The sequence below is a fragment of the Paraburkholderia sp. genome (assembly GCF_004298475.1).
GTDB classification, from domain to species: Bacteria; Pseudomonadota; Gammaproteobacteria; order Burkholderiales; family Burkholderiaceae; genus Paraburkholderia; species Paraburkholderia denitrificans.
The window spans coordinates 108,056-131,382 of record NZ_SCRP01000007.1 but is presented as its reverse complement, the minus strand read 5'-3'; the positions used below and the strand labels follow the sequence as shown (position 1 = coordinate 131,382).

General features: G+C 64.8%; 25 protein-coding genes. 7 read left to right on the top strand and 18 right to left on the bottom strand.

The features are described 5' to 3' along the window. Positions 1 to 43: 43 nt before the first annotated feature. Complete coding sequence (locus tag EPN59_RS04250; protein ID WP_363928540.1) at positions 44 to 565, bottom strand: hypothetical protein; 522 nt, start codon at positions 563 to 565, stop codon at positions 44 to 46. A gap of 130 nt (positions 566 to 695) precedes the next feature. On the opposite strand from EPN59_RS04250, the gene EPN59_RS04245 reads away from it, so the two are divergent. Beyond that, on the top strand, positions 696 to 1,508 hold the full coding sequence (locus EPN59_RS04245; protein WP_293033382.1) for a crotonase/enoyl-CoA hydratase family protein: 813 nt from the start codon (positions 696 to 698) through the stop codon (positions 1,506 to 1,508). Positions 1,509 to 1,677: 169 nt separating this feature from the next. Beyond that, complete coding sequence (locus tag EPN59_RS04240; RefSeq protein WP_293045595.1) at positions 1,678 to 3,462, top strand: winged helix-turn-helix domain-containing protein; 1,785 nt, start codon at positions 1,678 to 1,680, stop codon at positions 3,460 to 3,462. A gap of 126 nt (positions 3,463 to 3,588) precedes the next feature. On the opposite strand, the gene EPN59_RS04235 is transcribed toward EPN59_RS04240, so the two are convergent. The 6 genes from EPN59_RS04235 to EPN59_RS04210 all read right to left on the bottom strand — a co-directional run bounded on the left by EPN59_RS04235 (position 3,589) and on the right by EPN59_RS04210 (position 10,225). Next, positions 3,589 to 3,855 (bottom strand): hypothetical protein, encoded by a 267-nt coding sequence (locus EPN59_RS04235; RefSeq protein ID WP_293036926.1) that lies wholly within the window; start codon positions 3,853 to 3,855, stop codon positions 3,589 to 3,591. Positions 3,856 to 4,148: 293 nt separating this feature from the next. After that, positions 4,149 to 5,474, bottom strand: a complete 1,326-nt coding sequence (gene hmgA / locus EPN59_RS04230; RefSeq protein ID WP_293037010.1) for a homogentisate 1,2-dioxygenase — start codon at positions 5,472 to 5,474, stop codon at positions 4,149 to 4,151. Positions 5,475 to 5,890: 416 nt separating this feature from the next. Next, positions 5,891 to 6,568, bottom strand: a complete 678-nt coding sequence (locus EPN59_RS04225; RefSeq protein ID WP_293036928.1) for a MotA/TolQ/ExbB proton channel family protein — start codon at positions 6,566 to 6,568, stop codon at positions 5,891 to 5,893. A gap of 53 nt (positions 6,569 to 6,621) precedes the next feature. Beyond that, on the bottom strand, positions 6,622 to 9,003 hold the full coding sequence (locus EPN59_RS04220) for a TonB-dependent receptor (protein WP_293036930.1): 2,382 nt from the start codon (positions 9,001 to 9,003) through the stop codon (positions 6,622 to 6,624). Between the two features lie 58 nt (positions 9,004 to 9,061). After that, positions 9,062 to 9,805 carry an energy transducer TonB gene (locus EPN59_RS04215; RefSeq protein WP_293036932.1) on the bottom strand — a complete coding sequence of 248 codons (744 nt, stop codon included), beginning with the start codon at positions 9,803 to 9,805 and terminating at the stop codon, positions 9,062 to 9,064. Positions 9,806 to 9,811: 6 nt separating this feature from the next. Beyond that, entirely contained in the window at positions 9,812 to 10,225 is a 414-nt protein-coding gene (locus EPN59_RS04210; RefSeq protein ID WP_293036934.1) for a biopolymer transporter ExbD, read from the bottom strand. A 253-nt stretch (positions 10,226 to 10,478) separates the two neighbouring features. Here EPN59_RS04210 and EPN59_RS04205 point away from each other — a divergent pair, with 253 nt between their 5' ends. Together EPN59_RS04205 and EPN59_RS04200 are read left to right on the top strand one after the other, a co-directional pair. Continuing rightward, positions 10,479 to 11,702, top strand: a complete 1,224-nt coding sequence (locus tag EPN59_RS04205; RefSeq protein ID WP_293036936.1) for a phospholipase D-like domain-containing protein — start codon at positions 10,479 to 10,481, stop codon at positions 11,700 to 11,702. A gap of 229 nt (positions 11,703 to 11,931) precedes the next feature. Then, positions 11,932 to 12,759: an EAL domain-containing protein gene (locus EPN59_RS04200; RefSeq protein ID WP_293036938.1), complete on the top strand. Its 828-nt coding sequence runs from the start codon at positions 11,932 to 11,934 to the stop codon at positions 12,757 to 12,759. 81 nt (positions 12,760 to 12,840) lie between these two features. Here EPN59_RS04200 and murB read toward each other — a convergent pair whose 3' ends face one another. Further along, a complete protein-coding gene (gene murB, locus EPN59_RS04195) occupies positions 12,841 to 13,899 on the bottom strand; it encodes a UDP-N-acetylmuramate dehydrogenase (RefSeq protein ID WP_293036940.1) in 1,059 nt (352 codons plus the stop codon). A gap of 299 nt (positions 13,900 to 14,198) precedes the next feature. Between murB and EPN59_RS04190 the strand changes: the two genes are divergently transcribed. Continuing rightward, the gene (locus EPN59_RS04190; RefSeq protein WP_293036942.1) at positions 14,199 to 14,684 is read left to right on the top strand and encodes a YajQ family cyclic di-GMP-binding protein; all 486 of its coding nucleotides are present in this window, start codon (positions 14,199 to 14,201) and stop codon (positions 14,682 to 14,684) included. Positions 14,685 to 14,812: 128 nt separating this feature from the next. Here the strand turns inward: EPN59_RS04190 and EPN59_RS04185 are convergent, their stop codons facing one another. Next, a complete protein-coding gene (locus EPN59_RS04185; RefSeq protein ID WP_293036944.1) occupies positions 14,813 to 14,965 on the bottom strand; it encodes a hypothetical protein in 153 nt (50 codons plus the stop codon). 90 nt (positions 14,966 to 15,055) lie between these two features. Here EPN59_RS04185 and EPN59_RS04180 point away from each other — a divergent pair, with 90 nt between their 5' ends. Beyond that, positions 15,056 to 15,259 (top strand): cold-shock protein, encoded by a 204-nt coding sequence (locus EPN59_RS04180; protein ID WP_293036946.1) that lies wholly within the window; start codon positions 15,056 to 15,058, stop codon positions 15,257 to 15,259. Positions 15,260 to 15,436: 177 nt separating this feature from the next. Here the strand turns inward: EPN59_RS04180 and EPN59_RS04175 are convergent, their stop codons facing one another. Further along, positions 15,437 to 15,619 carry a hypothetical protein gene (locus EPN59_RS04175; RefSeq protein WP_293036948.1) on the bottom strand — a complete coding sequence of 61 codons (183 nt, stop codon included), beginning with the start codon at positions 15,617 to 15,619 and terminating at the stop codon, positions 15,437 to 15,439. An 86-nt stretch (positions 15,620 to 15,705) separates the two neighbouring features. Between EPN59_RS04175 and infA the strand changes: the two genes are divergently transcribed. Then, the gene (infA, locus tag EPN59_RS04170) at positions 15,706 to 15,972 is read left to right on the top strand and encodes a translation initiation factor IF-1 (RefSeq protein WP_293036950.1); all 267 of its coding nucleotides are present in this window, start codon (positions 15,706 to 15,708) and stop codon (positions 15,970 to 15,972) included. A gap of 122 nt (positions 15,973 to 16,094) precedes the next feature. Here the strand turns inward: infA and EPN59_RS04165 are convergent, their stop codons facing one another. The 8 genes from EPN59_RS04165 to queG all read right to left on the bottom strand — a co-directional run bounded on the left by EPN59_RS04165 (position 16,095) and on the right by queG (position 23,193). Then, entirely contained in the window at positions 16,095 to 16,562 is a 468-nt protein-coding gene (locus EPN59_RS04165; protein ID WP_293036952.1) for a YaiI/YqxD family protein, read from the bottom strand. A gap of 18 nt (positions 16,563 to 16,580) precedes the next feature. Further along, positions 16,581 to 16,832 carry a hypothetical protein gene (locus tag EPN59_RS04160; protein WP_293036953.1) on the bottom strand — a complete coding sequence of 84 codons (252 nt, stop codon included), beginning with the start codon at positions 16,830 to 16,832 and terminating at the stop codon, positions 16,581 to 16,583. Between the two features lie 47 nt (positions 16,833 to 16,879). Continuing rightward, positions 16,880 to 18,679, bottom strand: a complete 1,800-nt coding sequence (locus EPN59_RS04155) for a methyl-accepting chemotaxis protein (RefSeq protein WP_293036954.1) — start codon at positions 18,677 to 18,679, stop codon at positions 16,880 to 16,882. A gap of 257 nt (positions 18,680 to 18,936) precedes the next feature. Continuing rightward, complete coding sequence (gene plsY / locus EPN59_RS04150; RefSeq protein WP_293036956.1) at positions 18,937 to 19,560, bottom strand: glycerol-3-phosphate 1-O-acyltransferase PlsY; 624 nt, start codon at positions 19,558 to 19,560, stop codon at positions 18,937 to 18,939. Between the two features lie 180 nt (positions 19,561 to 19,740). Next, entirely contained in the window at positions 19,741 to 20,232 is a 492-nt protein-coding gene (ybaK, locus tag EPN59_RS04145) for a Cys-tRNA(Pro) deacylase (protein WP_293036957.1), read from the bottom strand. Between the two features lie 91 nt (positions 20,233 to 20,323). Next, positions 20,324 to 21,304 (bottom strand): site-specific tyrosine recombinase XerD, encoded by a 981-nt coding sequence (gene xerD, locus EPN59_RS04140; protein ID WP_293036958.1) that lies wholly within the window; start codon positions 21,302 to 21,304, stop codon positions 20,324 to 20,326. Continuing rightward, on the bottom strand, positions 21,301 to 21,774 hold the full coding sequence (locus EPN59_RS04135; RefSeq protein WP_293036960.1) for a methylated-DNA--[protein]-cysteine S-methyltransferase: 474 nt from the start codon (positions 21,772 to 21,774) through the stop codon (positions 21,301 to 21,303). Before EPN59_RS04135 ends, xerD begins: the two co-directional genes overlap by 4 nt. A 99-nt stretch (positions 21,775 to 21,873) precedes the next feature. After that, entirely contained in the window at positions 21,874 to 23,193 is a 1,320-nt protein-coding gene (gene queG, locus EPN59_RS04130) for a tRNA epoxyqueuosine(34) reductase QueG (protein WP_293036961.1), read from the bottom strand. Positions 23,194 to 23,327 lie beyond the last annotated feature (134 nt).

Genomic DNA, 23,327 nt, shown 5'->3' with positions numbered 1-23,327 from the left:
TCGCGCCGGAATATTTCGCGTAGGAGTACGCGAGATCCGGCGCTTACACGCCGCCCGCATACTGCACGGTGACGGCTTCGTCAGCGTCACTCACGCCGCACAGCGCGCGCAGCAGCGGCGCTTCGCGCTCGTCCACCTCGACCGGCAGACATTCCGCGCCCGCCCACGCCAGATAGCGCGCCCGGTGCTGTCCGTTGTGAAACGCCACGACACCCACGTGCGCGAGCCGCAGCCAGCCCGCGAGGCCGGTTGCACGGCGCGTCGAGATCGTCACATACGGCATCTGCGGCACCTGCTCGTTGTGCGGATCGAGAAATTCGCGGATTCCGCGCACCTTGCCTGCGTGCCAGTCGCCCACGGGCCGCAGCACGTAGTCGGTGTCGTCGCGGTCGGCGCACTGGAGCAGTCTGTAGAGATCGACGATCACCACCTCGTGACGCGGGCCGTCCGCCGTGAAGACGCGCTGAAGGCAGACATGATCGTAAGCAGGATGGGCATGCAGCTGCACGACCCACAGCGATCCGGAAACAGACGGCGGCGAGAGACTGGAAGCGGGCGCGAACATGGGCAGCGACTGCATGCAATTGAGGGAACAGCTTCCCGAGCTAAAAGTGGCTTACGCTACGGGTGAATCGTGAATTTCGTGTGACCTGATTGTGACTTGAAGCTATTGCAGGCCATCGAGGAAACCCGCCATGCAAATCGAAAGGTTCGGCGCCGATTCCGGCACAGAGGTGCGCATCGAAGCAAACGGCCACGTCGCGACCATCGTGCTCGACCGTCCCGCGCGGCGCAACGCCATCGACAGGCCAACGGCGAACGCACTCGCAGGCGCCTTTACGCGTTTCGAAACGAATCCGCACTGGCGCGCCGCAGTGCTGTTCGGCGCGGGCGGAACGTTCTGCGCGGGCGCGGACCTGACTGCGCTCGGCGACGAGAACCGCCGCAACGAAATGCACGCCGACGGCAGCGGGCCCGGCCCGCTCGGCCCGACACGCATGACGCTCAGCAAGCCGGTGATCGCGGCGATTACAGGATACGCCGTCGCAGGCGGGCTTGAACTCGCGTTGTGGTGCGATCTTCGCGTCGTGGAGGAAGACGCGGTGCTCGGCGTGTTTTGCCGCCGCGTGGGCGTGCCGCTGATCGACGGCGGAACCGTGCGGCTGCCGCGTCTGATCGGCCTCTCGCGTGCGCTCGATCTGATCCTCACGGGCCGTCCCATCGACGCGCATGAAGCACTCGCGTTCGGTCTCGCGAACCGGGTCGTCGCGCGCGGCGAGGCGCGCACGCAAGCCGAACAACTGGCCGCGCAAATCGCGGCTTTTCCGCAGGCCGCGCTGCTCGCCGATCGCCGCTCGGCACTCGATAACAGTGCGCTCGACGACATGTCTGAAGCATTGCGCCGCGAAGGCGCGGCAGGTTATCGCGCAGTGCTCGACGAAGGACTCGCGGGCGCCGGATTATTCGTATTGGGTAAAGGCCGTCACGGCAGCGCATTCGATGACTGATTCGGGTTGAAGGCGCCCGCGCGACCCACTAGATTGAAACGAGGATGACGTCGCCCACGCTTGCGCCGCTCCGCCCTTGCGCATTGCGCGCAATACCGCACGATACGGCGGCATTCCTCTCATGAACCGCACTATCGCGCGCTCTTGAATCGGCATCACGGGGGAGTCCATGCCGACCGATCGACTTATCCGGTTCGCCGATTACGAACTCGACGTCGAACGTTATCAATTGCGGCGCGCGGGCCAGCAGATCCGGCTCGAACGCCTGCCGATGGATCTGCTGATCATGCTCGCATCGCGCCATGGCGAACTCGTCGCGCGCACGGATATCGTCGACCGTCTGTGGGGCGGCAGTCTGTTTCGCGACACCGAAAACGGCATCAATACGGCGATCCGCAAGATCCGCATCGCACTTGGAGAAGACCCGGCGCAGCCGCGCCATCTCATCACCGTGAAGGGCAAGGGCTATCGGCTCGACGGCGCACAGCGGGCCGCGCCCGAACCCGCCGTCGCCGATCCCGCGACGCCGCTGCCCGCAGCGGCACGCGCGCTCGTGCTGCCGTTTGCAAACCTCACCGGCGACGCGGCGCAGGACAGCCTGTGCAACGCGCTCGCCGACGAAATTTCGGCGACGCTCGGCGCACTCCATCCCGAGCGGCTCCTGCTGCTTGCGCGCACCACGGCCGCGCGCTATCGCGACGCGCGAAAAAGCATCAGCGAAATCGCACACGAGCTGAAACTGGATTACGTGCTCGAAGGCTCGCTCACGAAGGAAGCGAGCCGGATGCGTGTCCTCACGCGCCTGATCCGCTGCGTCGACGAGGCTCAGATCTGGAGCTGCGCGCACGAGCCCGTCGCACCGGGCGCGCTCGACATGCCCAAGGAAGTGGCCGCCGCGCTTGCACTGGATCTCGCGCCGACGCTATGCGAGCAGCGCCGCATCACGCTCACGCGCCGCCTGCCGGTCGATCCGGCCGCACACGACGCCTACTTGCGCGGACGCTTCTACTGGTACCGCCGCGTGCACTTCGACGCGGGTTTCAGCGCACATCACGCCATCGACGGCGAAGATTTCTTCCGCAGCCGCACGTATTTCGAAGCCGCTGTCGAGCGCGATCCGAATTGCGCGCTCGGCTACACGGGCCTTTCGAACTACTACGGAGCGACGGTCGTTCACGGCCTGATTGCGCCGATCGAAGGCTGGCCGCTTGCACGCGAGCTGGCCGAAAACGCACTGGAACTCGACCCGGATCTGCCCGAAGCGCACCACGCGCTCGCTGCGGTCCACTACTTTTTCGAATGGGACTGGAGCAAGGCCGAAGCGGGTTTCAAGGAAGCGTTGCGACGCAATCCGACCTACGCGGACTCGCATCGCCTCTATGCGCGCCTGCTGGCCGCAATGGGCCGCCGCACCGAGGGCGATGCTGCCATGGAGCGCGCCGAGCGAATCGATCCGCTCGCGTTCCAGGGCGCGCGTGCGTTCGGCATGGTGCTTTCCGGCAAGCATGCCCAGGTCGTTAGCGAATATCTGTCACCGGGACATCTGGAACACCCGCCGCTCGTCTATCAGTTGCTCGCCACGGCGTTCGAAGTGAAGAAGCTCTTTGCCGAGGCCGTCGATGCAACCGTCGAAGCGCTCGTAAGCTGCGGACAGCAAACGCGGGCAACGGCCATTCGCGCGCAATGGGAAGCGGGCGGTTACGACGCGGTGTTGCGCTGGTATCTGGACGACCTGCTCGTGCGGCGGCGCAGCCGCTACACGTCGCCGCTCGTGATTGCCGAGGCCTATGCGCGGCTCGCGCAACCGCATGAAATGTTCCACTGGCTCGAAGCCGCGCTCGCGGAGCGCAGCTCGCGACTGTGCGAGCTACGCTCGAATCCGTGGTTCCAGCCGTATCGGCCCACGGGCCGCATGCGCATGATCGAAAAGCACATCGGCACCGGGCAGGCTTAGTGCTTCATCGTGTTTCATTGTGCCGATGGTGCCGATGGTGCTCACGGTATCCAGCCGTGGCTGGCCACATCGCGCATCCCGGCGCAGCGGCGAGCTCGGACACGCGTCGCTGCGCAGGCACGACACTTACTGTCCGCGATAAATGGTGCTGTCGAGACGATCGCGTTCGCCGTTCTGCTCGGAACGGATAAGGTCCTGATAGACCTGTGCATGGGTAACGGCCATCGGGCCGCCGGCGGCGCCAGTCGACATCGGCGCACCGCCTACGTCCTGTGCCGCCTGCGGGCTCGTGGCCTGCGACGGGTCGGACTGCGAATCGGCGGCAAAGACAAATCCTGCGAAGCTGGCAGCCGCGCAGGCCAGCGCGATACGTGCTGTACGTGACTTGTTCATCTCATCGCTCCGGAAGGGTTACGCATGAACGCGGCCGCCATGCGCATAGCGGACGATCGGGGCGTACCGCACCCGGCGGGCACGGACTGGATCGTAGGAGGATCGTGCGACGCGCCGTTTGCCCGCACCATGGACGCAAGCTGAAGAAATCGTGGAGGATCGCTGGCCGGGCAGCCTGCCGATGCAGGCCAATATGCGTCGATACCGGTAGATGCCTGCGAACAAGTCACCCTCAAAAGAGGCGCAAGAGAGGCGCAAAAGCAGGCGCGCCGCAGGCGATGCAATCGGCCTGGTCAGCGCTTGTCGGGATCGAAATATTTCGCGAGACCCTGCCAGCATGCGTAGTAGTCGGCCTGAAGCTGCGGCGATTCGAGCGCGTAGCGCGTCGGGCGGATCAGCGTGCGCGTTTCGAACATGAACGCCATCGTATCGGCGACCTTGTGCGGCTGCGTGGTATCGGCCTGCGACGCGCGCTCGAACGTCCGCGCATCCGGTCCGTGTCCCGACATGCAGTTGTGCAGGCTCGCGCCGCCCGGCACGAAGCCTTCGGCCTTCGCGTCGTAGACGCCGTGCACGAGCCCCATGAACTCGCTCGCGACGTTGCGGTGGTACCAGGGCGGACGGAACGTGTTCTCGGCTGCGAGCCAGCGCGGCGGAAAGATCGCGAAGTCGATCGAATCGACGCCCGGCGTGTCGGTGGGCGAATGCAGCACGAGGAAAATCGACGGATCCGGATGGTCGTAGCTGATCGAACCGATCGTGTTGAAGCGGCGCAGATCGTACTTGTACGGCGCGTAGTTGCCGTGCCAGGCCACGACGTCGAGCGGCGAATGGCCGATATCCGCGCGCCAGAGTTCGCCGTTCATCTTCGTGACGAGTTCGAACTGCCCTTCCCGATCCTCATAGGCCGCGCACGGCGTGAGGAAGTCGCGCGGATTCGCGAGACCATTCGCGCCGATCACGCCCAGATCGGGCAGACGCAGCAGCGCGCCGAAGTTCTCGCAGATATAGCCGCGCGCTTCGCTGTCGGGCAGCGCCACGGTAAAACGCACGCCGCGCGGAATCACGGCGATTTCGAACGGTTCGACATCGAGGCGGCCCATCTCCGTGGCAATCGCGAGGCGGCCATGCTGTGGAACGATCAGCAATTCGCCATCCGCGTTGTAGAAAAAGCGGTCGGCCATCGGGCGGTTCGCCGCGTAGAGGTGAATCGCGCAGCCGCTCATCGACGCAGCCGAGCCGTTGCCCGCCATCGTCACCCAGCCGTCGATGAAGTCCGTGGGCGCTTTCGGCATCGGCAGCGGATCCCAGCGGAGCTGGTTGGGCGGCGTCGGCGGCACGGCGCTGAGGTTGGCGCTGAAGTCGGCAACGAGGCGCGGCGATGGTGAAACGACCGGCGCAACAGCCGGCGCAACAACCGGCGTGAACGGCCGATGCACGGCGGCCGGACGGATGCGATAGAGCCACGAGCGCCGATTGTGCGAGCGCGGCGCGGTAAAGGCGGTGCCCGAAAGCTGCTCGGCGTAGAGGCCGTAAGCGACGCGCTGCGGCGAATTCCGGCCCTCGGGCAACGCACCGGGCAGCGCTTCCGTTGCGAATTCGTTGGCGAAGCCGCTCATGTAGTCGCGTGTGTTGCTGCTGATCTGTCCGTGCGTGTGGCCGATGCGGGTGTCGTTCGCGTCGCCGCGCTCGGCGTCGACGGCTTCGTTATGGTGCCGCTGGGATGCATTCATGGCTGGCTTCTCGCTCGCGTTGTTCTTCCGATACGGCCGGGCAAGAGAGAGTATGCGCCGATCGTCGTTTGGCTCCAAAACGCGGTGGATTCAGCCGATCCGTGAAATACGGCGCGGTGAAGGCCCATGCTTCATCCGATGCAGATCTCGACAATGCCTGGCGGTGGGTCGTTGCGACAGGTTACCGGGTTGGCCTGAAAATGCGCGCCATCGCTGCGCCCCGACGCCCTCTCAAGCGAAAGCGCCGGGGCCGGGTCGATGCATGTCACCACCCGTGGCAGCCGAAACGGAAGCTGGCGTGTCTAGTTGGCGAGTTCCGTCGCGACCGTGCTGTGTACGGCGCGAAGCGCGCTGGCCGCCTTGTCGTGCCCGCCGCTGCCCTCAGGCGTCTGATATCCGACGTTCGCACGCAGCAGCAGGATCTTGAGGTGATCGCCGATGCGCTCGATACGGTCGTTGAAGTGGTTGAGGAACAGCAGCACGAAGAGCGCCGTCGAGATACCGAGGGCCGTGGCGTACAGCGCGGTGCCGATGCCCGACGACACCCCCTTCGTATCGGAGATGCCAGACGCGGCGAGCGAGGTGAACGTCTCGATGATGCCCAGAATCGTACCCAGCAGACCCAGCAACGGCGCTGCGGTGACGATCGTATCGAGGATCCACAGGCGTCGCTTGAGGCGGGTCTTCATCGCGAGATAAAGCGCCTGGGACAGGTTTTCCATCTCGGCCACCGTGCGCGCCTTGCGGCGCGCCCGCGCGAGCGACTTCAGCGCCGCTGCGGGCACGCTGTCATTGCTCTCGAGATGCATGGCCAGGTCGTCGAGCGATGCTGTGTCGCCGGACAGCATCTGGTTCAGTTCGCGCGCGTGGCGGCCGGTGTAGCGATAGAAGATGATCCGTTCCACGCTGATAAACACGGTAAGCGCGAGGCAGCCGTACATCAGGTAAAAGGTCGATTCATGCAGTAGTTGCGAGGTCATGTTCTGACTCCAGAGAAATTCGTCTGTACCCTTGTGCGTTCAACAGTCGGCGTTTAGAAGTCGGCAGTCAGCGTCGCCGAAATCAGACGCGGCGCGCCAAGGTAGTAATACACGGTGCCGTTGCCGTTGCCGGTTTGCACGCTGGACGCGTTGCGGTACCGCTTGTCGAACAGGTTGCTGATGTTCATGCGAAGCGTGGGATTCTTCAGGAACGTGTTGCCGTCGAAGCGATAACCGGCATCGAGGTCGACCGTGGTGTACGACGGCACCGGTTCGTCGTTGGTCAGCGTCGCGAACTGGCGCCCCATGAACTTCGTCTGCGCACGCGCGTACCAGCGCTCGCGCGCGTACTGCGCGGACAGCGCCAGCATCCAGTCCGGGTCCAGCGGGTACTTCTTCCCGGCGGTCGGCGCCGTGACCTTTTTCGACACGCGCAGGTCTTCTTTGATCCGGCTGTGGTTATTCGTCAGCGAGCCGTAGAGCGAGAACCCGTGGATCGGCGCCATACCCGCTTCGAGCTGGAAGCCGAAGTTACGGACCGCCCCCACGTTCATGTAGCTCGATTTATTGGTGTTGGGATCGAATGACGTGGCCTGACGATCCTGGTAGTCGACGTAAAACACCGAGCCCGACAGCATCCCCCAGTTCGTCTCGTAGCGCGCGCCGATATCGAAGATGTTCGAGGTTTCGGCCTCGACGTTACCCGTCATGACCACGTTGCCGTCAACGAGCGACATGTTGCCGTTAGTCGGCGAAAACGCGAAGTTGGGCGGCGCACGGAAGTTGCGCGCGCCATTGGCATAGATCTGCAACGCGTCGTTGATCGAGTAGCGAACGCCGAGCTGCGGCAGGAAGGCCGTGTAGCTTTTGTTGACGTTATACGTGCGCCAGTTGAGCGAATTCGGCTGAGAGGTCGGCGAGGCGAAATCGCCTTCGCTTGCGATGTTGGTGAAATCGCGGCGAGCGGTCGGGATGCGGAAGCCGCCCTGCACGTTCAGCTTGTCGGCCAGCATCGAAACGGAATCCTGGACGAAGAACTCCCACGCCGTGGTGACCGTGTTCCAGTTGCGCGACTGGAACGGGTTGCCGGTCGGGCCGGTAATCAAGCCGCTGTCGAGCCACACATTGGACGAGGTGCCGTCTTCGTTGACGCGCACTGCCGGACCGGTCTGGCGGTGTACCGCGCGCTCGACCCACACGCCGGCCTGGATCTGGTGATTGGCAAGCTGTTGGGTCACGGTGGCCGTTATACCCGGGCGATCGGTGCGCGTCACGCGGCCGCTGGCGACGATTCTCGTGTCGAGCGTATCGCCGTCACCGTTCAGATCAACCGCACCGCCCAGCTTTCCGGTGTCTGGATTGACCGGCAGGAAACCTTGTTCCCACAACCTTTGTTGCTGCCTGCCACCCAAGCCATAGCCATACCAGTAGTACGGCTGCAGCTTGAGCGTCGTGGTCGGCGTCAGCCGGAACACGCCGGTGACCGACGCCAGCACGTTTTCGAACGGGTTGAGCGCCAGCTTGTAGTACGGCTGCTCGCCCTTTTTCGGTGCGCCCTCGTTCTGCGCGGTGCCGCTGCCCGGCGGCAGGTGCCCGATGAAGGTAGGCGCGTAGTCGTAGTAGTAGCCGTACTCGTTCAGCTGCGCGAGCGACTGCGACAGGAAGGTGTTGTTGATCGCACGGTTGTAATTCAGCGTACCGGTGATGTAGTTCGCCTTGTCGAAGTCGAAGCGCACGCCAAAATCCAGGTGATCGCGGTCGGCCTTGCCCGGCCCCTTCCACTTGTCTGCACTGCTATGCGAGTAGGACAGGAACACTTTGGCCATGTCGTTGGCGAAGCGGCCCGAATCGACCCGCACAAACGACCTCAGGAGGTTCAGGCCACCGACGGTTTGCGACAGGCGCAGACGGTGTTTGTCTTCCGGTTCGCACGTCACGAGGCTGATGTTGCCGCCGGACGCGCCGATGTGTGGCGCGTCGAGATCGGTCGCGCCTTGCGTGACCGACTGCGAGCAGGTGTTCTCGATATCGCCAAGCTGCTGCGGGTAAACCTCGTAGGCACCCGAATCGTTGACCGGCGCGCCGTTGACGGTGAAACCCATCTGGTCGCTTTTGAAACCGCGCACGGACAGGCCGCCGCCGAACAGACCGGTGCCGTCGTGACTCCAGGCGACGACGCCCGGCAACATGTTCATGGACTGAAACGGATTGCCAGTCGGACGTTCTTTTTCTAATTCCGCGCGCGTGATGTTGCTGCGCGTTTTCGGCTCGTCGTCGCGGATGAGCAGGCCATTGCCGAGCTTGTCGCCTTCGCCGGTAATCGTGACGGTGCCGATATTCGACGACGACGACGCGGCGGCCGGTTCGGCAGCGTTGACCTCCTGTGCATGAGCGGCGGCGACTTCAAAAAGCAGGCTTACAGCAACGACGGTCACGCGCAGCGCGTGCACGCTCCGTCTGGAGCGAGAAGTAGCGTGGGTCACTTTGGTATGTCTAGCTTGATGGGAGTTGGTAATCGATGCTCATGCAAAAAACACGGGACGGTTGCCCCTTGAAATGAGCCTCGTCGAACGGCGGATACGACACGCCTTCAATCAGGCGTGTCGCTGCTGAGTCGAGCAACACCGAGCCGGAGCTGATGGTGATGCTCGATCCCTTGACGGCGCCGTCCCGACTGAGCGTCAGGCAAGCGCCAACAGTGCCGGCGGGTTTCTCGATCGACGCCTGGCGGCTCGTCGGGTAGCGCTTTCTCGACTCGATTAGCGTGCGCACACGCTGTTCGTAGTCCTGATCGGCATGGGGATTTTTTGGCGCCTCGCGCGCAGCGACACTCGGCTGAGCTTGCGCCGCCTTCTGTGGCGCCGCGTCGATTGACGGTGCGGCGGGCGCCGTGACGGGCGGAAGCGGGTTCGCCTCCGTTGCCGTCGGCACAGGCGCTGGCGCGGGTGTCCTTATTGGCGTCTGTAGCTGCGGCCGCGGCTTCTGCATCCGCGGTGACGGCGGCTGCTTCGCCGGCTCGGGCGGACGCGTAATTTCAGGCGCGGGCGGCGCGGGCTTCGGCTTCGGCTCCGGCAAATCGACAAGCGAAAGCTCGAACCGCTCCTCCGCCTTTTGTCCGACCGCAGGCGGCTTCAGCGTCCAGCTGGACAGTCCGGCCTGAAACAGCAGCGCGAGAATGACGGTCAGCCCGGCCGCGATCGAATCGCGCCGTGCGTCATGCGTACGGTACGTCGACATCGCGCATTACTCCGGCTTGCTGCGCGTGGCAATCGCGACCTTGGTGATGGAAGCGTGCTTGAGCACGTCCATCACATCGATGACGCGTTGCATCGTGGCCGCCTCGTCCGTCCTGAGCGTCACGGCCGGCGCAGGATTGCCCCGCGCTTCGCCGCGCACAGCCTCGGCGAGCGCGGCGAGTGTCGTGTCGGCGCCGTTGACCTGCAACGGACCTTCGCGCGTCACCGTGACGACCAGGGGCTTTTCGGGATCGATGGAGGTCGATGTCGACGACTGCGGCAGGTTGGTCTGCACGCCGCGCGCGGAAATCACGTTGATGCTAAGCAGTGCAAAAAACACCAGCAGGAACATCATCACGTCGATCATCGGGATGATTTCGATGCGGGCGTGACGCTGTTGAGACTCTTCGAAGTGGATCATGGCTGCTCCGGATTGGATGCAGCCCGCATTATTCGTTAGCTAAACGAAATATCCATGAACAGGAAATGAAAGGAGCGTGAAAGGCAAGCAGCAGCGATAGGACGATTTCTATGCGTGCTGCACTTCCAGTGCGCAGTTGGAAGTCGAGCGCGAACATTTCGGAATTGAACGAATTCAACATCGTTCCATAGCTCGATGAAATAGAACCGAATGCAGAATGCAATGCCATCGAAAGCCCTGGAGAAAACGCCCCATGCGCAAGCACCTGTCCTGCCTCGCCCTGCTTTTATGCAGCGCCGCGGCCCACTGCGCACAAGTCGATCCGTTCACGATCCCCGGCTTCGAACTGGTCCACAACGCGCCAACGAACAGCAACGCGGACAGTCCGGATTTACGCGACCCCGTCACCGTGTGGACCCGGATGTTCGACGAGGCCAGCAAGACAATCGACGTCGGGCAGTTCTACGTAGCGGGCCAGCCGGGCAGCGAGCTGGACAAGGTGCTGGACAGTCTCGAAGCCGCCGGCAGACGCGGCGTAACGATTCGCTTCCTGATGGACGAGAAGGGTCTGAAGATCTCCGATGCGCCGACGCTCGCGCGGATTCGGAGCATTCCGAACCTGGCATTCCGCACGATGGACTTCAGCAGGCTGAGCGGCGGGATCATTCACGCGAAGTATTTCGTGGTTGACCGGCGTACGGCGTTCCTCGGCAGCCAGAACTTCGACTGGCGTGCGCTGGAACACATCGACGAAACGGGCTTGCGAATCGGCGATCCCGTGACGGTGCGCCAGATCTCGGCGATCTTCGAGCGAGACTGGAAGGCACAGGAGGCGCTCGCGGCAGGACGCGTTCCGCCGCACCCGGCAGTGGCTCGCAGCGGCGCGTGCGAAAGCCGCGCATCGTTCCTCGTGGCGAGTCCGGCTGCCTACAACCCCGCGTGCGTGGCGGATTCGGAGAAGGTCCTGCCGCAACTGATCGGCTCGGCAAAGCGCTCGATCCAGGTGCAGGTGATGACCTATGCCCCGCTCGAATACAGCGAGACGCACAAGCGCGTGTACTACCCCGTGATCGACACGGCGTTGCGAGCCGCAGCCACGCGCGGCGTACGCGTACAGCTTCTGGTCGCAAACTGGAATCTGAAAAAGCCCGACGTGAGCTACTTGAAGAGTCTCGCGCTTGTGCCGAATGTCGAGGTGCGGGTCGTCACCGTGCCGCCGGCGGCGAGCGGTTTCATTCCGTATGCGCGCGTCGTCCACAGCAAGATCATGTCGATCGACGACGAGATCGCCTGGGTGGGTACAAGCAACTGGAGCGGCGGCTATCTCGACCACTCGCGCAACCTTGAAGTCGTGATGCGTGATCCGAAGATGGCGCAGCGTGTACACGAACTGCACCAGGTGTGGTGGAATTCGCCGCATACGGCATCCATTGACGTGGCGCGCGATTATCCGGCGCCGCACCCCGCCGAGCCTTGAAAAGCGCCGCAGGATACGCGCTGCGCAGCGAAACTCCCCCAAAGGCCGAACGGTCGTGCCGTCGCTCCGGCCTTTTGCGGCCCTGAACCTCCCTCCAAAACCGCGCCCGCGCGCGGCAACCATATCGATATGCTGAGGAAGTAGAAGCCGCGAGCGCGCCGACTTGCTAACATCGCGTCATGCGGCCCCGCTCCAGCGCCTGGGGGCCAGCGCCGCCATTGACGCCACCATGATTGCTCCGACCATTTCCGAGCTTGTCGCCCGTGCGACCGAATATCCGTTTCTTGCCGACCATCTCGCGATGGGAACCGGCCCGCACGCGGCCCAGGCCGTCGCGACGTGCCACGGCATCGAACTGCTCTCGGCCTATGAGCCGATCTACGACATTTCCGTGCACAGCGGCGTGCAGTCGCTGACGGCCGATCTCGCCAACGCGTCGCGCTTCGGCGACGAACTGGGCTTCCAGGCCGTGACGCTGCGCGAGCAGAACGGCGGCACTGTGCCGTTCAACCCGTTCGAGGATTCACGCGACGACCAGGAACTCGTCGCGCTCGACCGCATGGTGCGCGCGCTGCACACGATCAACTTCCTCGGCGCGCAGCAGCACGGGCTGCTGTTCCTGCGCGTACACGAACGGCTGTTGAAAAGCGTGAAATACGACCACGGACACCATTTTTCGAACGTGCTCGTGTCGTTCGGGCTCAACCCCGGGCGCATCGTGATCGAGTTGCCGGCTGCGGCGGTCGCGCACCGGACGTTCGTCGGCTACCTGACGAAAAGCTATCAGCACTATGGATTCAAAGTGGCGGGCAACCTGCCGAACGCCGGGCAGATCCTGTCGATCTCCGATATGGCGCGGCTCGATTTCGTGAAGATGGACGCAAGCGCGGCGCTGCGCGATTCGATGGTCAAGCCGCTCGTGAGCTACGCGGCGCGGCTGCGGATTCCGCTCATTTTCAACCGCGTCGCGGATGCCGCGCAGTTCGAGCAGTTGCTGCAATACGACGTGCGGTTCGTGCAAGGGCCAGTATTCGCGGCCGGGAACCAGACGGTGTGAGGTGACGCGCGGGCGGTATTGCACCGCCGCGGTCGGAGTTCGGAGTTCGGCGGCGAGCCTGCGCAGAAGAGGCTAAGAGGCTCAGAGGCTCACCGGCTCCTGCTCCAGCGCCACGCCGAAGCGCGCCGCGACGTCGCGCTGGATCGCCTGCGCGAGTTCGAGAATATCGGCGCCCGTCGCGCCGCCCCGGTTCACGAGCACCAGCGCCTGGCGGTCGTGAACGGCTGCCGCACGCAGCGCGCGGCCTTTCCAGCCGCACTGGTCGATCATCCAGCCCGCAGCCAGCTTCACGCGCCCATCCGCCTGCCGGTACGAGACGATTTGCGGCTCGCGTGCGAAGAGCGCGTCGAACTGCGGCGCGTCGATCACCGGATTCTTGAAGAAGCTTCCCGCATTGCCGACAAGCAGCGGGTCCGGCAGCTTCGCCCGCCGCACCGCCACCACGGCGTCGTAGATGGCGCGCGCATCGGGTGCGCCATCGGCGCCGCGCTCGGCGAGCGCGCGCGACAGATCCGCATAACCGGCGTTCGGCTGCCACGCCTTGGGCAGCCGGAACGTCACCGACGTGATCACGTAGCGATTGCGCCCTTCGCGCTTGAAAAAGCTGTCGCGGTAGCCGAACGCGCAGTCTTCGGCATCGAATTCGGTTACCGCCCCCGTCGCCGTCTCGATGGCGCGCACCGATGCGCAGCGATCGGCCATTTCGAGCCCGTAGGCGCCGATGTTCTGGATCGGCGCCGCGCCCACCGTGCCCGGAATCAGCGCGAGGTTTTCGAGGCCCGGCATGCCCGCTTCGAGCGTCCACGAAACGAACTCGTGCCAGCTCTCGCCCGCTGCGGCCTCGACGTACCAGGCGTCGGCGTCCTCGCGCACCACGCGGCGGCCATGCAGCGCCATGAGCAGCACGAGGCCGTCGTAGTCGCGCGTGAGCACCACGTTGCTGCCGCCGCCGAGCACGAGCATCGGCAGCCCCGCCGCACGCGGGTCGCGCACGGCTTCGATCAGGTCCGCTTCGCGGTCGATGCGGCAGGCAAGGCGCGCGCGCACGTCGAAACCGAAGGTGTTGTGCGCGCGCAGCGCATATCCGGCGGCGAACCAGACGGTGGACAAATCGACGGTGATCGGGTCAGGGGCGGACATCGCAGCCAACGGAGAGACAGGCAAAAGCGGACAAAAGCGGACGAGACGGACGAAAACGGACAACCCGGGACAAAACGCGGACTGCGCCGGCAGGACGGATCAGGCCACCAACCAGGCTCATCACCAGGCCGCCAACCGGCCAGACACCCGGTAACGCGCCCGCGGCCGCGCGGCCTTGGGCAAACGCAATGGCGCCGGTAGAATGGCGTCGGTCCGTGATTATAGCGAGTGTGCGGCGCGGCGCCCGTCTGGATGGCCGCTGCCCGCAGCTACAGCACCCGCACTACTGGGAGAAACAAATGCCATCGTTTGACGTCGTCAGCGAAGCCAACATGATCGAAGTGAAGAACGCCATCGAGCAATCCAACAAGGAGATCTCGACGCGCTTCGACTTCAAGGGCTCGGATGCGCGTGTCGAGCAAAAGGAACGCGAGCTGACCGCGTTCGCCGACGACGACTTCAAGCTCGGCCAGGTAAAAGACGTGCTGATCTCGAAGATGGCCAAGCGCAACGTGGACGTGCGCTTCCTCGACTACGGCAAGATCGAGAAGATCGGCGGCGACAAGCTCAAGCAGGTCATCACCGTCAAAAAGGGCGTGTCGGGCGACCTCGCCAAGAAGATCGTCAGGCTCGTCAAGGACAGCAAGATCAAGGTTCAGGCGAGCATCCAGGGCGACGCCGTGCGCGTGACCGGCGCAAAGCGCGACGACCTGCAAAGCGTGATCGCCCTGCTGCGCAAGGACGTCACCGACACCCCGCTCGACTTCAACAACTTCCGCGACTGATCGATCGCACAGGCGAAATGCATACGCTGAAGGCGCACGCCACGGTTGCCGTGCCTTCGCTGCTCACAACCTCGCGCAACCTCGCACGGCGTGCGAATCCGGCAATCGTTGCCCCGAGCGCCTGGCGATCACAGCGCATAAAAAGACGCGTGCTTGCTGCGGAAAAAGCAGGAAATTAACCCTACTGCCCGAAAAAAGCGCTTGACGTGCCACTGGACACCGGGTACCGTCACCGGGCAAAATCGCCAAAATGCTTGATTGCTCATCTTTTGCCGCTTCATGCGGCTCTCGTTGACCTCTTCTTTTTTGATTTTTCATTCGCCTTCTTTTCCGGGGCGTGAATTTTTGTTCGTTTGTTTAAGGATTTACTAGTGGAAACCGGTACTGTTAAGTGGTTCAACGATAGCAAGGGCTTTGGCTTCATCACCCCGGACAAGGGCGGCGACGACCTGTTCGCCCACTTCTCCGAAGTGAAGGGCACGGGCTTCAAGACGCTGGCTGAAGGCCAGAAGGTCAGCTACGAAACGAAGCGTGGCCCGAAGGGTCTGCAGGCTTCGAACATCACGCCGCTGTAAAGCTGTCTGATGGCGTTCGCCCATTGGGGCGGCGCGATTCTCTTGCCTTGCCGTGGCGCTCGCGCGCTACGGCAAGGCATCCCTCTTCTCCGGCATTCCTGTTTGCGCCGCATCTGCAGGTGAAAGGTGTGGTGTTCATGGTTTGCTCGTCTTCGCGTCTACCGGTCGATAACGGGTTCACGCCAGCTGGCTGAGAACCGGGTACTGATCGACGGCATCACTCAGGCGCATTCCCCGGAAAATCCCAGGCTCTTCTGGATTGCCGGATTTCGCCGCCACGAACATCGTTGCTCCCTGGCCCGGTTCGCGCCCGTGCGCTTTGGCGCGTATCGGCGAATTGCGCCGGACAACGCTCAACATCACCCTGCGCGAAAGCGATGCAGTAACCGGCCGTATGCGCCGACGTCTTGCATCGACGCGACACGACGCTCTTTGGAGGCATTGATTTGGCAAAGGAAGAACTGCTGGAACTCGACGGAGTCGTCGACGAAGTGCTGCCGGACAGCAAATACCGCGTCACGCTCGAAAACGGCGTGGTGGTCAGTGCGTATGCATCGGGCCGCATGCGCAAGAATCACATTCGCATTCTCGCCGGTGACCGGGTCACGCTGGAGTTGTCGGTCTACGATCTGACGAAAGGACGGATCAACTTCCGCCACAAGGACGAGCGCGCGCCGGCTGGACAGCCGCGCAGCGGCATGCACCGCCGATAAACGTTCCGTGGTCCTGAGCGCACGCGTTCGCGTCTGATCGCGGCAACTGCGTGCAACTGCGCGGCAACTGCGTAGCAACCGCGCGGCAACAGAGTGGCAATTGAGCGACGACCGAGCGGAAACTAGGCCGCCCCTCGAGGCGGCGCGCTATGGCGTGCGAGAAACCGGTCGAGCTGGCCCGCAAACGCCTTGCTGTCACGCGCACTGAAGGGCGTCGGCCCGCCCGTTTCAACGCCCGAATTGCGCAGTTGCTCCATGACGTCGCGCATGGTCAGGCGCTCGCGGATATTGTCCGGCGTGAACCAGTTTCCGCGCGGATCGAGCGCGTGTCCGCCGCGCTCGATTACCGCAGCGGCGAGCGGGATATCCGCGGTAATCACCAGATCGCCCGCTGTGACAAGTTCTACGATGCGCGCATCGGCTGCATCGAAACCCGCAGGCACCTGGATCGACTTGATAAACGGAGACGGCGGCGTGCGCAAATACTGGTTGGCAACCAGCGTCACGTGCACTTCGGCACGCCGCGCGGCCCGAAACAACATGTCTTTGATGACGGCAGGACAGGCGTCGGCGTCGACCAGCACTTGCATGAAGATCATTCCAGTACGTTAGGACGCGATCATATACCAGGCGCTTGCCGTGATTCCGCGCGACGCCACGGATCCTTCCCACGCGGCTTCGCGAGCGCACGTCCGGCTTTCTGCCGTTTTCTGCCGTTTTCCTCCATCAGCCGATGTCCCGGCCACCATCGCTTCTTCGATCACCGCCAGCGCTTCCAGCATCTGCCCGGGCGTAACGGTCAGGGGCGGCGTAAGCGTCAGCACGTTGCCCATGGTCGTCTTGAACGACAGGCCGCGCATCGTGCGCCGTTATCGTGCGCCGTCCCGCCTGCGCCGCTCCGCTCCGCTCAGTCGAGCTTGAACTGCCCCACCGAATCGGCGAGATTCGCGGCCTGGCCGCGCAGCGCGGCGGCAGCCGCCGTCGATTCTTCGACGAGCGACGCGTTGTGCGTCACCATCTCGTCGAGCTGGTTCACCGCGCGATTCACCTCCTCGATGCCGCGCGTCTGCTCGGCTGCCGCGCCCGTCACTTCGGAGATGATGCTCGTGACGTTCGCGACGTTGCGCAGGATTTCGTCCATCGTGTCGCCCGCATCGTGCACGAGTTGCGAGCCCGACTTCACGCTCGTCACCGTCGATTCGATCAGTTCCTTGATTTCTCGCGCGGCCTGCGCGCTGCGCTGCGCAAGGCTGCGCACCTCGCCCGCCACGACCGCGAAGCCGCGGCCCTGCTCGCCCGCGCGCGCCGCTTCCACCGCCGCGTTGAGCGCGAGGATGTTGGTCTGGAACGCGATGCCGTCGATCACGCCGATGATGTCGGCGATCTTCACCGATGCTTCTTCGATAGCGTCCATCGTGCGCACGACGTCGCCGATCACCACGCCGCCGCGCGACGCCGCCTGCGACGCCGACGCCACCGTCAGGTCAGCCTGCCGCGCCGCGTTGGCCGACTGCGCGAGCGTCGAGGTGATCTCCTCCATCGACGCGGCCGTCTGCTGCAGGTTCGACGCCGCCGATTCGGTGCGGCTCGACAAATCGATGTTGCCCGCGGCGATCTCGTCGCTCGCGGTGCGCACCGACTCGCTCGCGTCGCGGATCTGGCGCATCACCTGGCGCATCTTGTCCATGAACGCGTTGAACGAGCGCGCGATCTGCGCGACTTCATCGTTGCCCTCGTCGGGCAGGCGGTGCGTGAGATCGCCCTCGCCCGCGCCGATACCGTCCATCGCATCGCGCACGTTCGAGAGCCGTTTGAAGGTCACCGCCGTCGCCGCCACCACCACCGCGGCCGCCGCCACCGCGATCACGACCAGCGCGATCAGCGAAGCGGTCAGCAGCGAGCGCATGTCCGCGGTCGCATCCGTGCGGTCGAGCGCGACGATCACGTGCCAGTCGGTGCCCGCGACGGGCTGTGCGCGCATCAGCTTGACGCTGCCGCCCGCGTCCACGGCCAGCGGGTCCGGCGCGGCGAAGAGCGCGGCGAGGCGATCGCCGGTCAGTTCGGACGCGACATCCGAGATGGGCTTGAGCGTGAGCTTCTCGTCCGGGTGCGCGACGATCTGGCCCGTGCTGTCGACGAGCATGCCGAAGCTGCCCGGCGTCGGGCGGATCGAACGCACGTTTGCAATCACGCTGTCCATCGTCACGTCGCCCGCGACGACGGCCTTCACCGCGCCGTCGCGAATCACGGGCACGGCGAACGTCACCACGAGCTTGCCGGTGGCGGCATCGACGTACGGCGCCGTCACGATGCCCTTGCCTGCCGCGACGGCCTGCTTGTACCAGGGGCGCCCGGTCGGGTCGTAATCGGGCGGAATGCCGGTCGGATCGGAGAACTTCGAGGTCTTGTCCGCGAAGCCGGCGTAGACGTTCATGAAGCCGCCCGCCAGCGCAACCTGCTTCAGCGCGGGAAGGGGATCCCCGGCCAGCACGGCGTCCTGCAGCGAGTTGATCATCTGCGCGTGTAAAGCGACCCAGCCGCCGATGCCGGCAGCCTCGCTGCTCTCGACGGCCGAGAGCGTGCTGTTCACCGCTTCTGTGCTGTGCGACTTTGCGACGAAGTATTCGAGGGCCGTATTCGCGCCGAGCGCGACGACGACAATAGCGGCGGCGAGCGCGACGATACGCGCGCGGAGGGTGGAAAGCATGAGAAGTCGGCTCCTGCAAAAAGCGAGTTGGCCGCCAGGAACGGTCCTGGGCCATGCCTCGGGTTTACGGCAGTCGCCACGGCAAACTTGAGCCGTATCAATATACGGGGTGCGAACCTACGAATCGAACAGAACGGAGGAAACAGGCGGGGTGTAAGGCGGCGGGCAGCGGCGCGGATGCCGCTGTGAATGACGAAGCGGGCACGCAGGCCCGCTCTTGCTGCAAAACCGGCTTGTTGACCAGCTTATCGACCGGCTTATTGACCGGTTTCAGCGGTTTTCTTCTTGTCGCCGATGCGGCTTTCGGTGCCCGCGATCAGCTTCGAAATATTCGAGCGATGGCGCCAGAACAGCAGCACGCTCATCCCGAGAACCGCGAGCGCGATGACATTCGGGCCGAACATGAAGACGTCGTAGAGCGGCGCGAACACGGCTGCGGCGAGCGCCGCGAGCGACGAGTAGCGGAAGAAGAACGCGACGATGAGCCAGGTGAGCACCGTCGCGCCGCCGAGCACCGGATGGATCGCGAGCAGCACGCCCGCGGCGGTGGCCACGCCCTTGCCGCCCTGGAAGCGGAAGAACACCGGATAGAGATGGCCGAGGAACACGGCGATGGCGGCGAGTGCAATCGCTGCGTCGCCGAGACCGAAGCGCGGACCGTAGTGCGCGACGAGCCACACGGCCAGCCAGCCCTTGAAGGCGTCGCCGAGCAGCGTGAGGATCGCGGCCTTCTTGTTGCCGCTGCGCAGGACATTGGTCGCGCCGGGATTGCCGGAGCCGTAGGAGCGCGGATCGGCGAGGCCCATCGAGGCGCTCACGACCACGGCAAACGAAACCGAGCCGATCAGATAGGCCAGAACGGCGACGAACAAGTTGTACATGCACGAGACCCGGTGGAGGTTGAACGTGGCGCACGGCGCGGCCATCGTGGCCTCGCCCGATGCGCGAGGCCGCCCATTCTACCGAAGCGCGCGGTGCGCGCGAACCCGGGAACCTGCCGATGCGCGCGGCGCGCTGCCACCCGCCCGCCGTTACCTGACGCTACTCGAAGCTACACGACGTTACTCGACGCTCGCGCACTGCACGGGCTTCGCGCCGAGCAGTTCGACGAGCACGGCGGGCGCGAGGCTCACGAGATAGCCTCGGCGTCCGCCGTTGAGCCAGATGGCGTCGAGTTCGAGGATCGACGATTCGACGAAGACCGGCATCGTCTTCTTCGTGCCGAACGGCGAGGTGCCGCCGACGAGATATCCGGAATGCCGGTTCGCGACTTCGGGCTTGCAGGGCTCGATGCGCTTCGCGCCGATCTGGCGCGCGAGGTTCTTCGTCGATACCGTGCGGTCGCCGTGCATCAGCACGATCAGCGGCTTCGCGTGCTCGTCTTCCATCACGAGCGTCTTGACGACGCGATGCTCGTCCACGCCAAGCTGACGCGCCGATTCGGAGGTGCCGCCGTGCTCGACGTATTCGTAGGGATGTTCGCCAAAGGCGACGCCCGCGCGGCGCAGCATCTGCGTGGCGGGCGTTTCGGAGACGTGTTTCGATTTGCTCATCGGCGCATTGTAATGCGCACGCGCGCCGGGCTGCATCGAGGCGGAGACGAAGCGCCGCCGCGTCGTTGCGCCGCCACTTCGCCACGTCGTATTACCCGCGCGGATGGTGTTTCGCGTGCAGCACCTTGAGGCGCTCGCGCGCGACGTGCGTGTAGATCTGCGTCGTCGAGATGTCGCTGTGGCCGAGCAGCAACTGCACGACGCGCAGATCCGCGCCGTGATTGAGCAGGTGCGTCGCGAACGCGTGGCGCAGCGTGTGCGGCGAGAGCGGCGCATGCACGTCCGCCGCCGCCGCGTGGCGCTTGATGATGTGCCAGAACTGCTGGCGCGTCATGCCCTGCGCGCGCGCGGTCACGAACAGCGCGTCGGCCGTGCGCGCGCCGAGCAGCACGGGCCGCGCCTCGCGCAGATAGCGCTCGATCCACGCATGCGCCTCCTCGCCGAACGGAATCAGCCGCTCTTTCGCGCCCTTGCCGAGCACGCGCACAACGCCTTCGTTCAGCCCGACCTCGACGGTCTTCAGCGTCACGAGTTCGGTCACGCGCAGGCCGCTCGCGTACATCAGTTCGAGCATCGTGCGATCACGCAGGCCAAGCGGCGTCGTGACATCGGCGGCGCCGAGCAGCGCCTCGACCTGCGCTTCGCTGAGCGTCGAGGGAAAGCGCGGCGGCTGTTTCGCCGAGCGGATGCGCACGGTCGGATCGGCATGCACGCGCTGCTCGCGCAGCGCCCAGCCGTAATAGCGGCGAAAGACCGAAAGCCGCCGGTTCGCCGACGTCGATTTGTCTTCCTTGCGGCGCGCGCTGTAGGCAAAGAGATCGTCTTCGCGCGCGGTGTCGAGCGTGCTCGAACGCGCGCTCGCGAGCCACTCGGCGAACAGGCGCAGATCGCGCCGGTACGCATCGAGCGTGTTGCGCGAGAGGCCGTGTTCGAGCCACAGCGCGTCGCAAAACGTGTCGATGCACAGGAGGCTCGTACCGAGCGCGGCGGAGGCTTCGGGCGTCAAGGTATCGGCTGTATCGGCAGCGGCCTCGGTTGCCGGCGCGCCGGCCTGCGGGTTCGCACCGGTCATCGGATCGACGCGCCTTCGTGCGCGAGCAGCCAGCGCTTCACGTTGCGGAAAAACCCGTCGCCGCCATGATGCGCGAAGCCGCCGATGCCGCTTGCCGACACCACGCGGTGACACGGGATCACCAGCGGAAAAGGATTCGAGCCGCACGCCTGACCGACCGCGCGCGCCGACTCGCTGCCGATGCGCCTGCCCAGTTCGCCATAGGTGAGCACCGCGCCCGGCCCGATCGCGCAGATGCCGTGCCACACGCGCCGCTGGAACGGCGTGCCGAGTGCGGCGAGCGGCAAGTCGAAGCCCGCGGACGCATCCTCGAAATAGCGCACGATCTGCGCCGCCGTGCGCACCGCGAGCGCGCAATCGGGCGCATAGTTCGCGGCCGTTTCGGGCAGATAGACGATCTCGCGCACCGTCGCGCCGCCGGTGCGGATGCCGATCTTGCCGAACGGTGCGTCGATTACTGCATTAAACATGCTTGCCTCCGTCTGCGCCGCGGCGCGGGTGCCAGGGTTGCCGCGCGCGGCTCGTTCGCCGCTTCGTTTTCGCTGCGGTTTGTAATCTACGCCGGTAATCTACGCCGCCTCGAGCGCCCACTGCACATGCTCGCGTACGAGTTCCGATTCGTCGTGCTCGCGCGCGCGCAGCGCCGCGACGATGGCCGCGCGTGCTTCGGCGTCGAGTGGCCTGTCCGCGCGCAGCACGCTCTCGTGCTGCCCGGCGGGGACGCGCGGCGCACGCAACGCGTTGCCCATTCCGACCGCGATATTGCGCAACCAGCACTCATAGCCGATGCGGCGGATCGGGCTGCCCTGCATACGCTCGTCGAATTCTTTTGCGCTCCAGGCAAACAACTCGACGAGTGTCGCGCGATCGAGTCCGTGCCGCACGTCGAAATCGGCGACGGGTGCGGCCTGCGCAAACTTGTTCCACGGGCACACGAGCTGGCAGTCGTCGCAGCCATACACACGATTGCCGATCAGCTCGCGCATTTCCAGGGGAATACTGCCCCTCAGTTCGATCGTCAGATACGAAATGCAGCGCCGCGCGTCCATGCGATACGGCGCGGTGATCGCGCCGGTCGGGCACGCGGTGATGCAGCGCGTGCAGCTGCCGCAATGCGCGCCTGCTGCTTCCTTCGCGGGTGTGGATGTCGTTGCTGCTTTGTCGTCCGCTTTGTTGTCTGCTTTGTCGTCCGCATCTTCGTCCACCGGCAGCGGCACGTCGACATAGAGTTCGCCGAGGAAAAAGAGCGAGCCCGCGTCGCGCTGCAGAAGCAGCGTGTGCTTGCCGCGCCAGCCCACGCCCGCCTTTTGCGCGAGTTCGACTTCGAGCACCGGCGCAGAATCGGTGAACACGCGATGCCCGTACGATCCGATCTCGCCCTCGATACGCTCCGCGAGTTGCTGCAAACGCGCGCGCAGCACCTTGTGATAGTCGCGGCCACGCGCGTAAACCGACACGACAGCGGCCTGCGGATCGGCGAGCCGCGCACGCTCGCGTGCGCGCCAGTCGCCTTGCGCGGCTTGTGCAGTTTGTGTGGTCTGGACTGAATCTTGCGTCCCGCTTGCGGCCGCCGCGGCGCCTGCGCTGGCCGCGTCGGGCGAGAGCGCCGCCGCCGGCAAATAAGACATCCGCACGGTGATCACGCGTCGCGTACCGGCCACAAGCTCCGCTGGCCGCGCACGTTTCATGTCATGTTTGGCCATATAATCCATTTCGCCGTGGCAGCCCGCTTCGAGCCACGCGGCGAGGCCCGCTTCGGCATGCGACAGATCGGTGTCGCTGATGCCGATCGCACCGAACCCCAGTTCGCGTCCCCATGTCCGGATGCGCGTCGCAAGCGCGGCAAGCGCCGCTGCATCGAGCGGCGCCGAAGACGACGAATGCGGCAAAGCACTCGCGTGCGCTTCGCACGACGACGCTGCGGCAGCTGCCGCGCCGGATGAAGGATCTGCCGCGTCCGTGAAAGCGGGCGCGGAGTCTGAAGAGGAAGGCTGGGGACTGCGGTTCATCACGTCATTTTACG

Excerpts from the sequence above, each read along its gene's own strand:
- EPN59_RS04250 (WP_363928540.1), bottom strand. The coding sequence starts at position 565 with ATGTTCGCGCCCGCTTCCAGTCTCTCGCCGCCGTCTGTTTCCGGATCG.
- EPN59_RS04245 (WP_293033382.1), top strand. The coding sequence starts at position 696 with ATGCAAATCGAAAGGTTCGGCGCCGATTCCGGCACAGAGGTGCGCATC.
- EPN59_RS04240 (WP_293045595.1), top strand. The coding sequence starts at position 1,678 with ATGCCGACCGATCGACTTATCCGGTTCGCCGATTACGAACTCGACGTC.
- EPN59_RS04235 (WP_293036926.1), bottom strand. The coding sequence starts at position 3,855 with ATGAACAAGTCACGTACAGCACGTATCGCGCTGGCCTGCGCGGCTGCC.
- hmgA (WP_293037010.1), bottom strand. The coding sequence starts at position 5,474 with ATGAGCGGCTTCGCCAACGAATTCGCAACGGAAGCGCTGCCCGGTGCG.
- EPN59_RS04225 (WP_293036928.1), bottom strand. The coding sequence starts at position 6,568 with ATGACCTCGCAACTACTGCATGAATCGACCTTTTACCTGATGTACGGC.
- EPN59_RS04215 (WP_293036932.1), bottom strand. The coding sequence starts at position 9,805 with ATGTCGACGTACCGTACGCATGACGCACGGCGCGATTCGATCGCGGCC.
- EPN59_RS04210 (WP_293036934.1), bottom strand. The coding sequence starts at position 10,225 with ATGATCCACTTCGAAGAGTCTCAACAGCGTCACGCCCGCATCGAAATC.
- EPN59_RS04205 (WP_293036936.1), top strand. The coding sequence starts at position 10,479 with ATGCGCAAGCACCTGTCCTGCCTCGCCCTGCTTTTATGCAGCGCCGCG.
- EPN59_RS04200 (WP_293036938.1), top strand. The coding sequence starts at position 11,932 with ATGATTGCTCCGACCATTTCCGAGCTTGTCGCCCGTGCGACCGAATAT.
- murB (WP_293036940.1), bottom strand. The coding sequence starts at position 13,899 with ATGTCCGCCCCTGACCCGATCACCGTCGATTTGTCCACCGTCTGGTTC.
- EPN59_RS04190 (WP_293036942.1), top strand. The coding sequence starts at position 14,199 with ATGCCATCGTTTGACGTCGTCAGCGAAGCCAACATGATCGAAGTGAAG.
- EPN59_RS04185 (WP_293036944.1), bottom strand. The coding sequence starts at position 14,965 with ATGAAGCGGCAAAAGATGAGCAATCAAGCATTTTGGCGATTTTGCCCG.
- EPN59_RS04175 (WP_293036948.1), bottom strand. The coding sequence starts at position 15,619 with ATGTTGAGCGTTGTCCGGCGCAATTCGCCGATACGCGCCAAAGCGCAC.
- EPN59_RS04165 (WP_293036952.1), bottom strand. The coding sequence starts at position 16,562 with ATGCAAGTGCTGGTCGACGCCGACGCCTGTCCTGCCGTCATCAAAGAC.
- EPN59_RS04160 (WP_293036953.1), bottom strand. The coding sequence starts at position 16,832 with ATGCGCGGCCTGTCGTTCAAGACGACCATGGGCAACGTGCTGACGCTT.
- EPN59_RS04155 (WP_293036954.1), bottom strand. The coding sequence starts at position 18,679 with ATGCTTTCCACCCTCCGCGCGCGTATCGTCGCGCTCGCCGCCGCTATT.
- plsY (WP_293036956.1), bottom strand. The coding sequence starts at position 19,560 with ATGTACAACTTGTTCGTCGCCGTTCTGGCCTATCTGATCGGCTCGGTT.
- ybaK (WP_293036957.1), bottom strand. The coding sequence starts at position 20,232 with ATGAGCAAATCGAAACACGTCTCCGAAACGCCCGCCACGCAGATGCTG.
- xerD (WP_293036958.1), bottom strand. The coding sequence starts at position 21,304 with ATGACCGGTGCGAACCCGCAGGCCGGCGCGCCGGCAACCGAGGCCGCT.
- EPN59_RS04135 (WP_293036960.1), bottom strand. The coding sequence starts at position 21,774 with ATGTTTAATGCAGTAATCGACGCACCGTTCGGCAAGATCGGCATCCGC.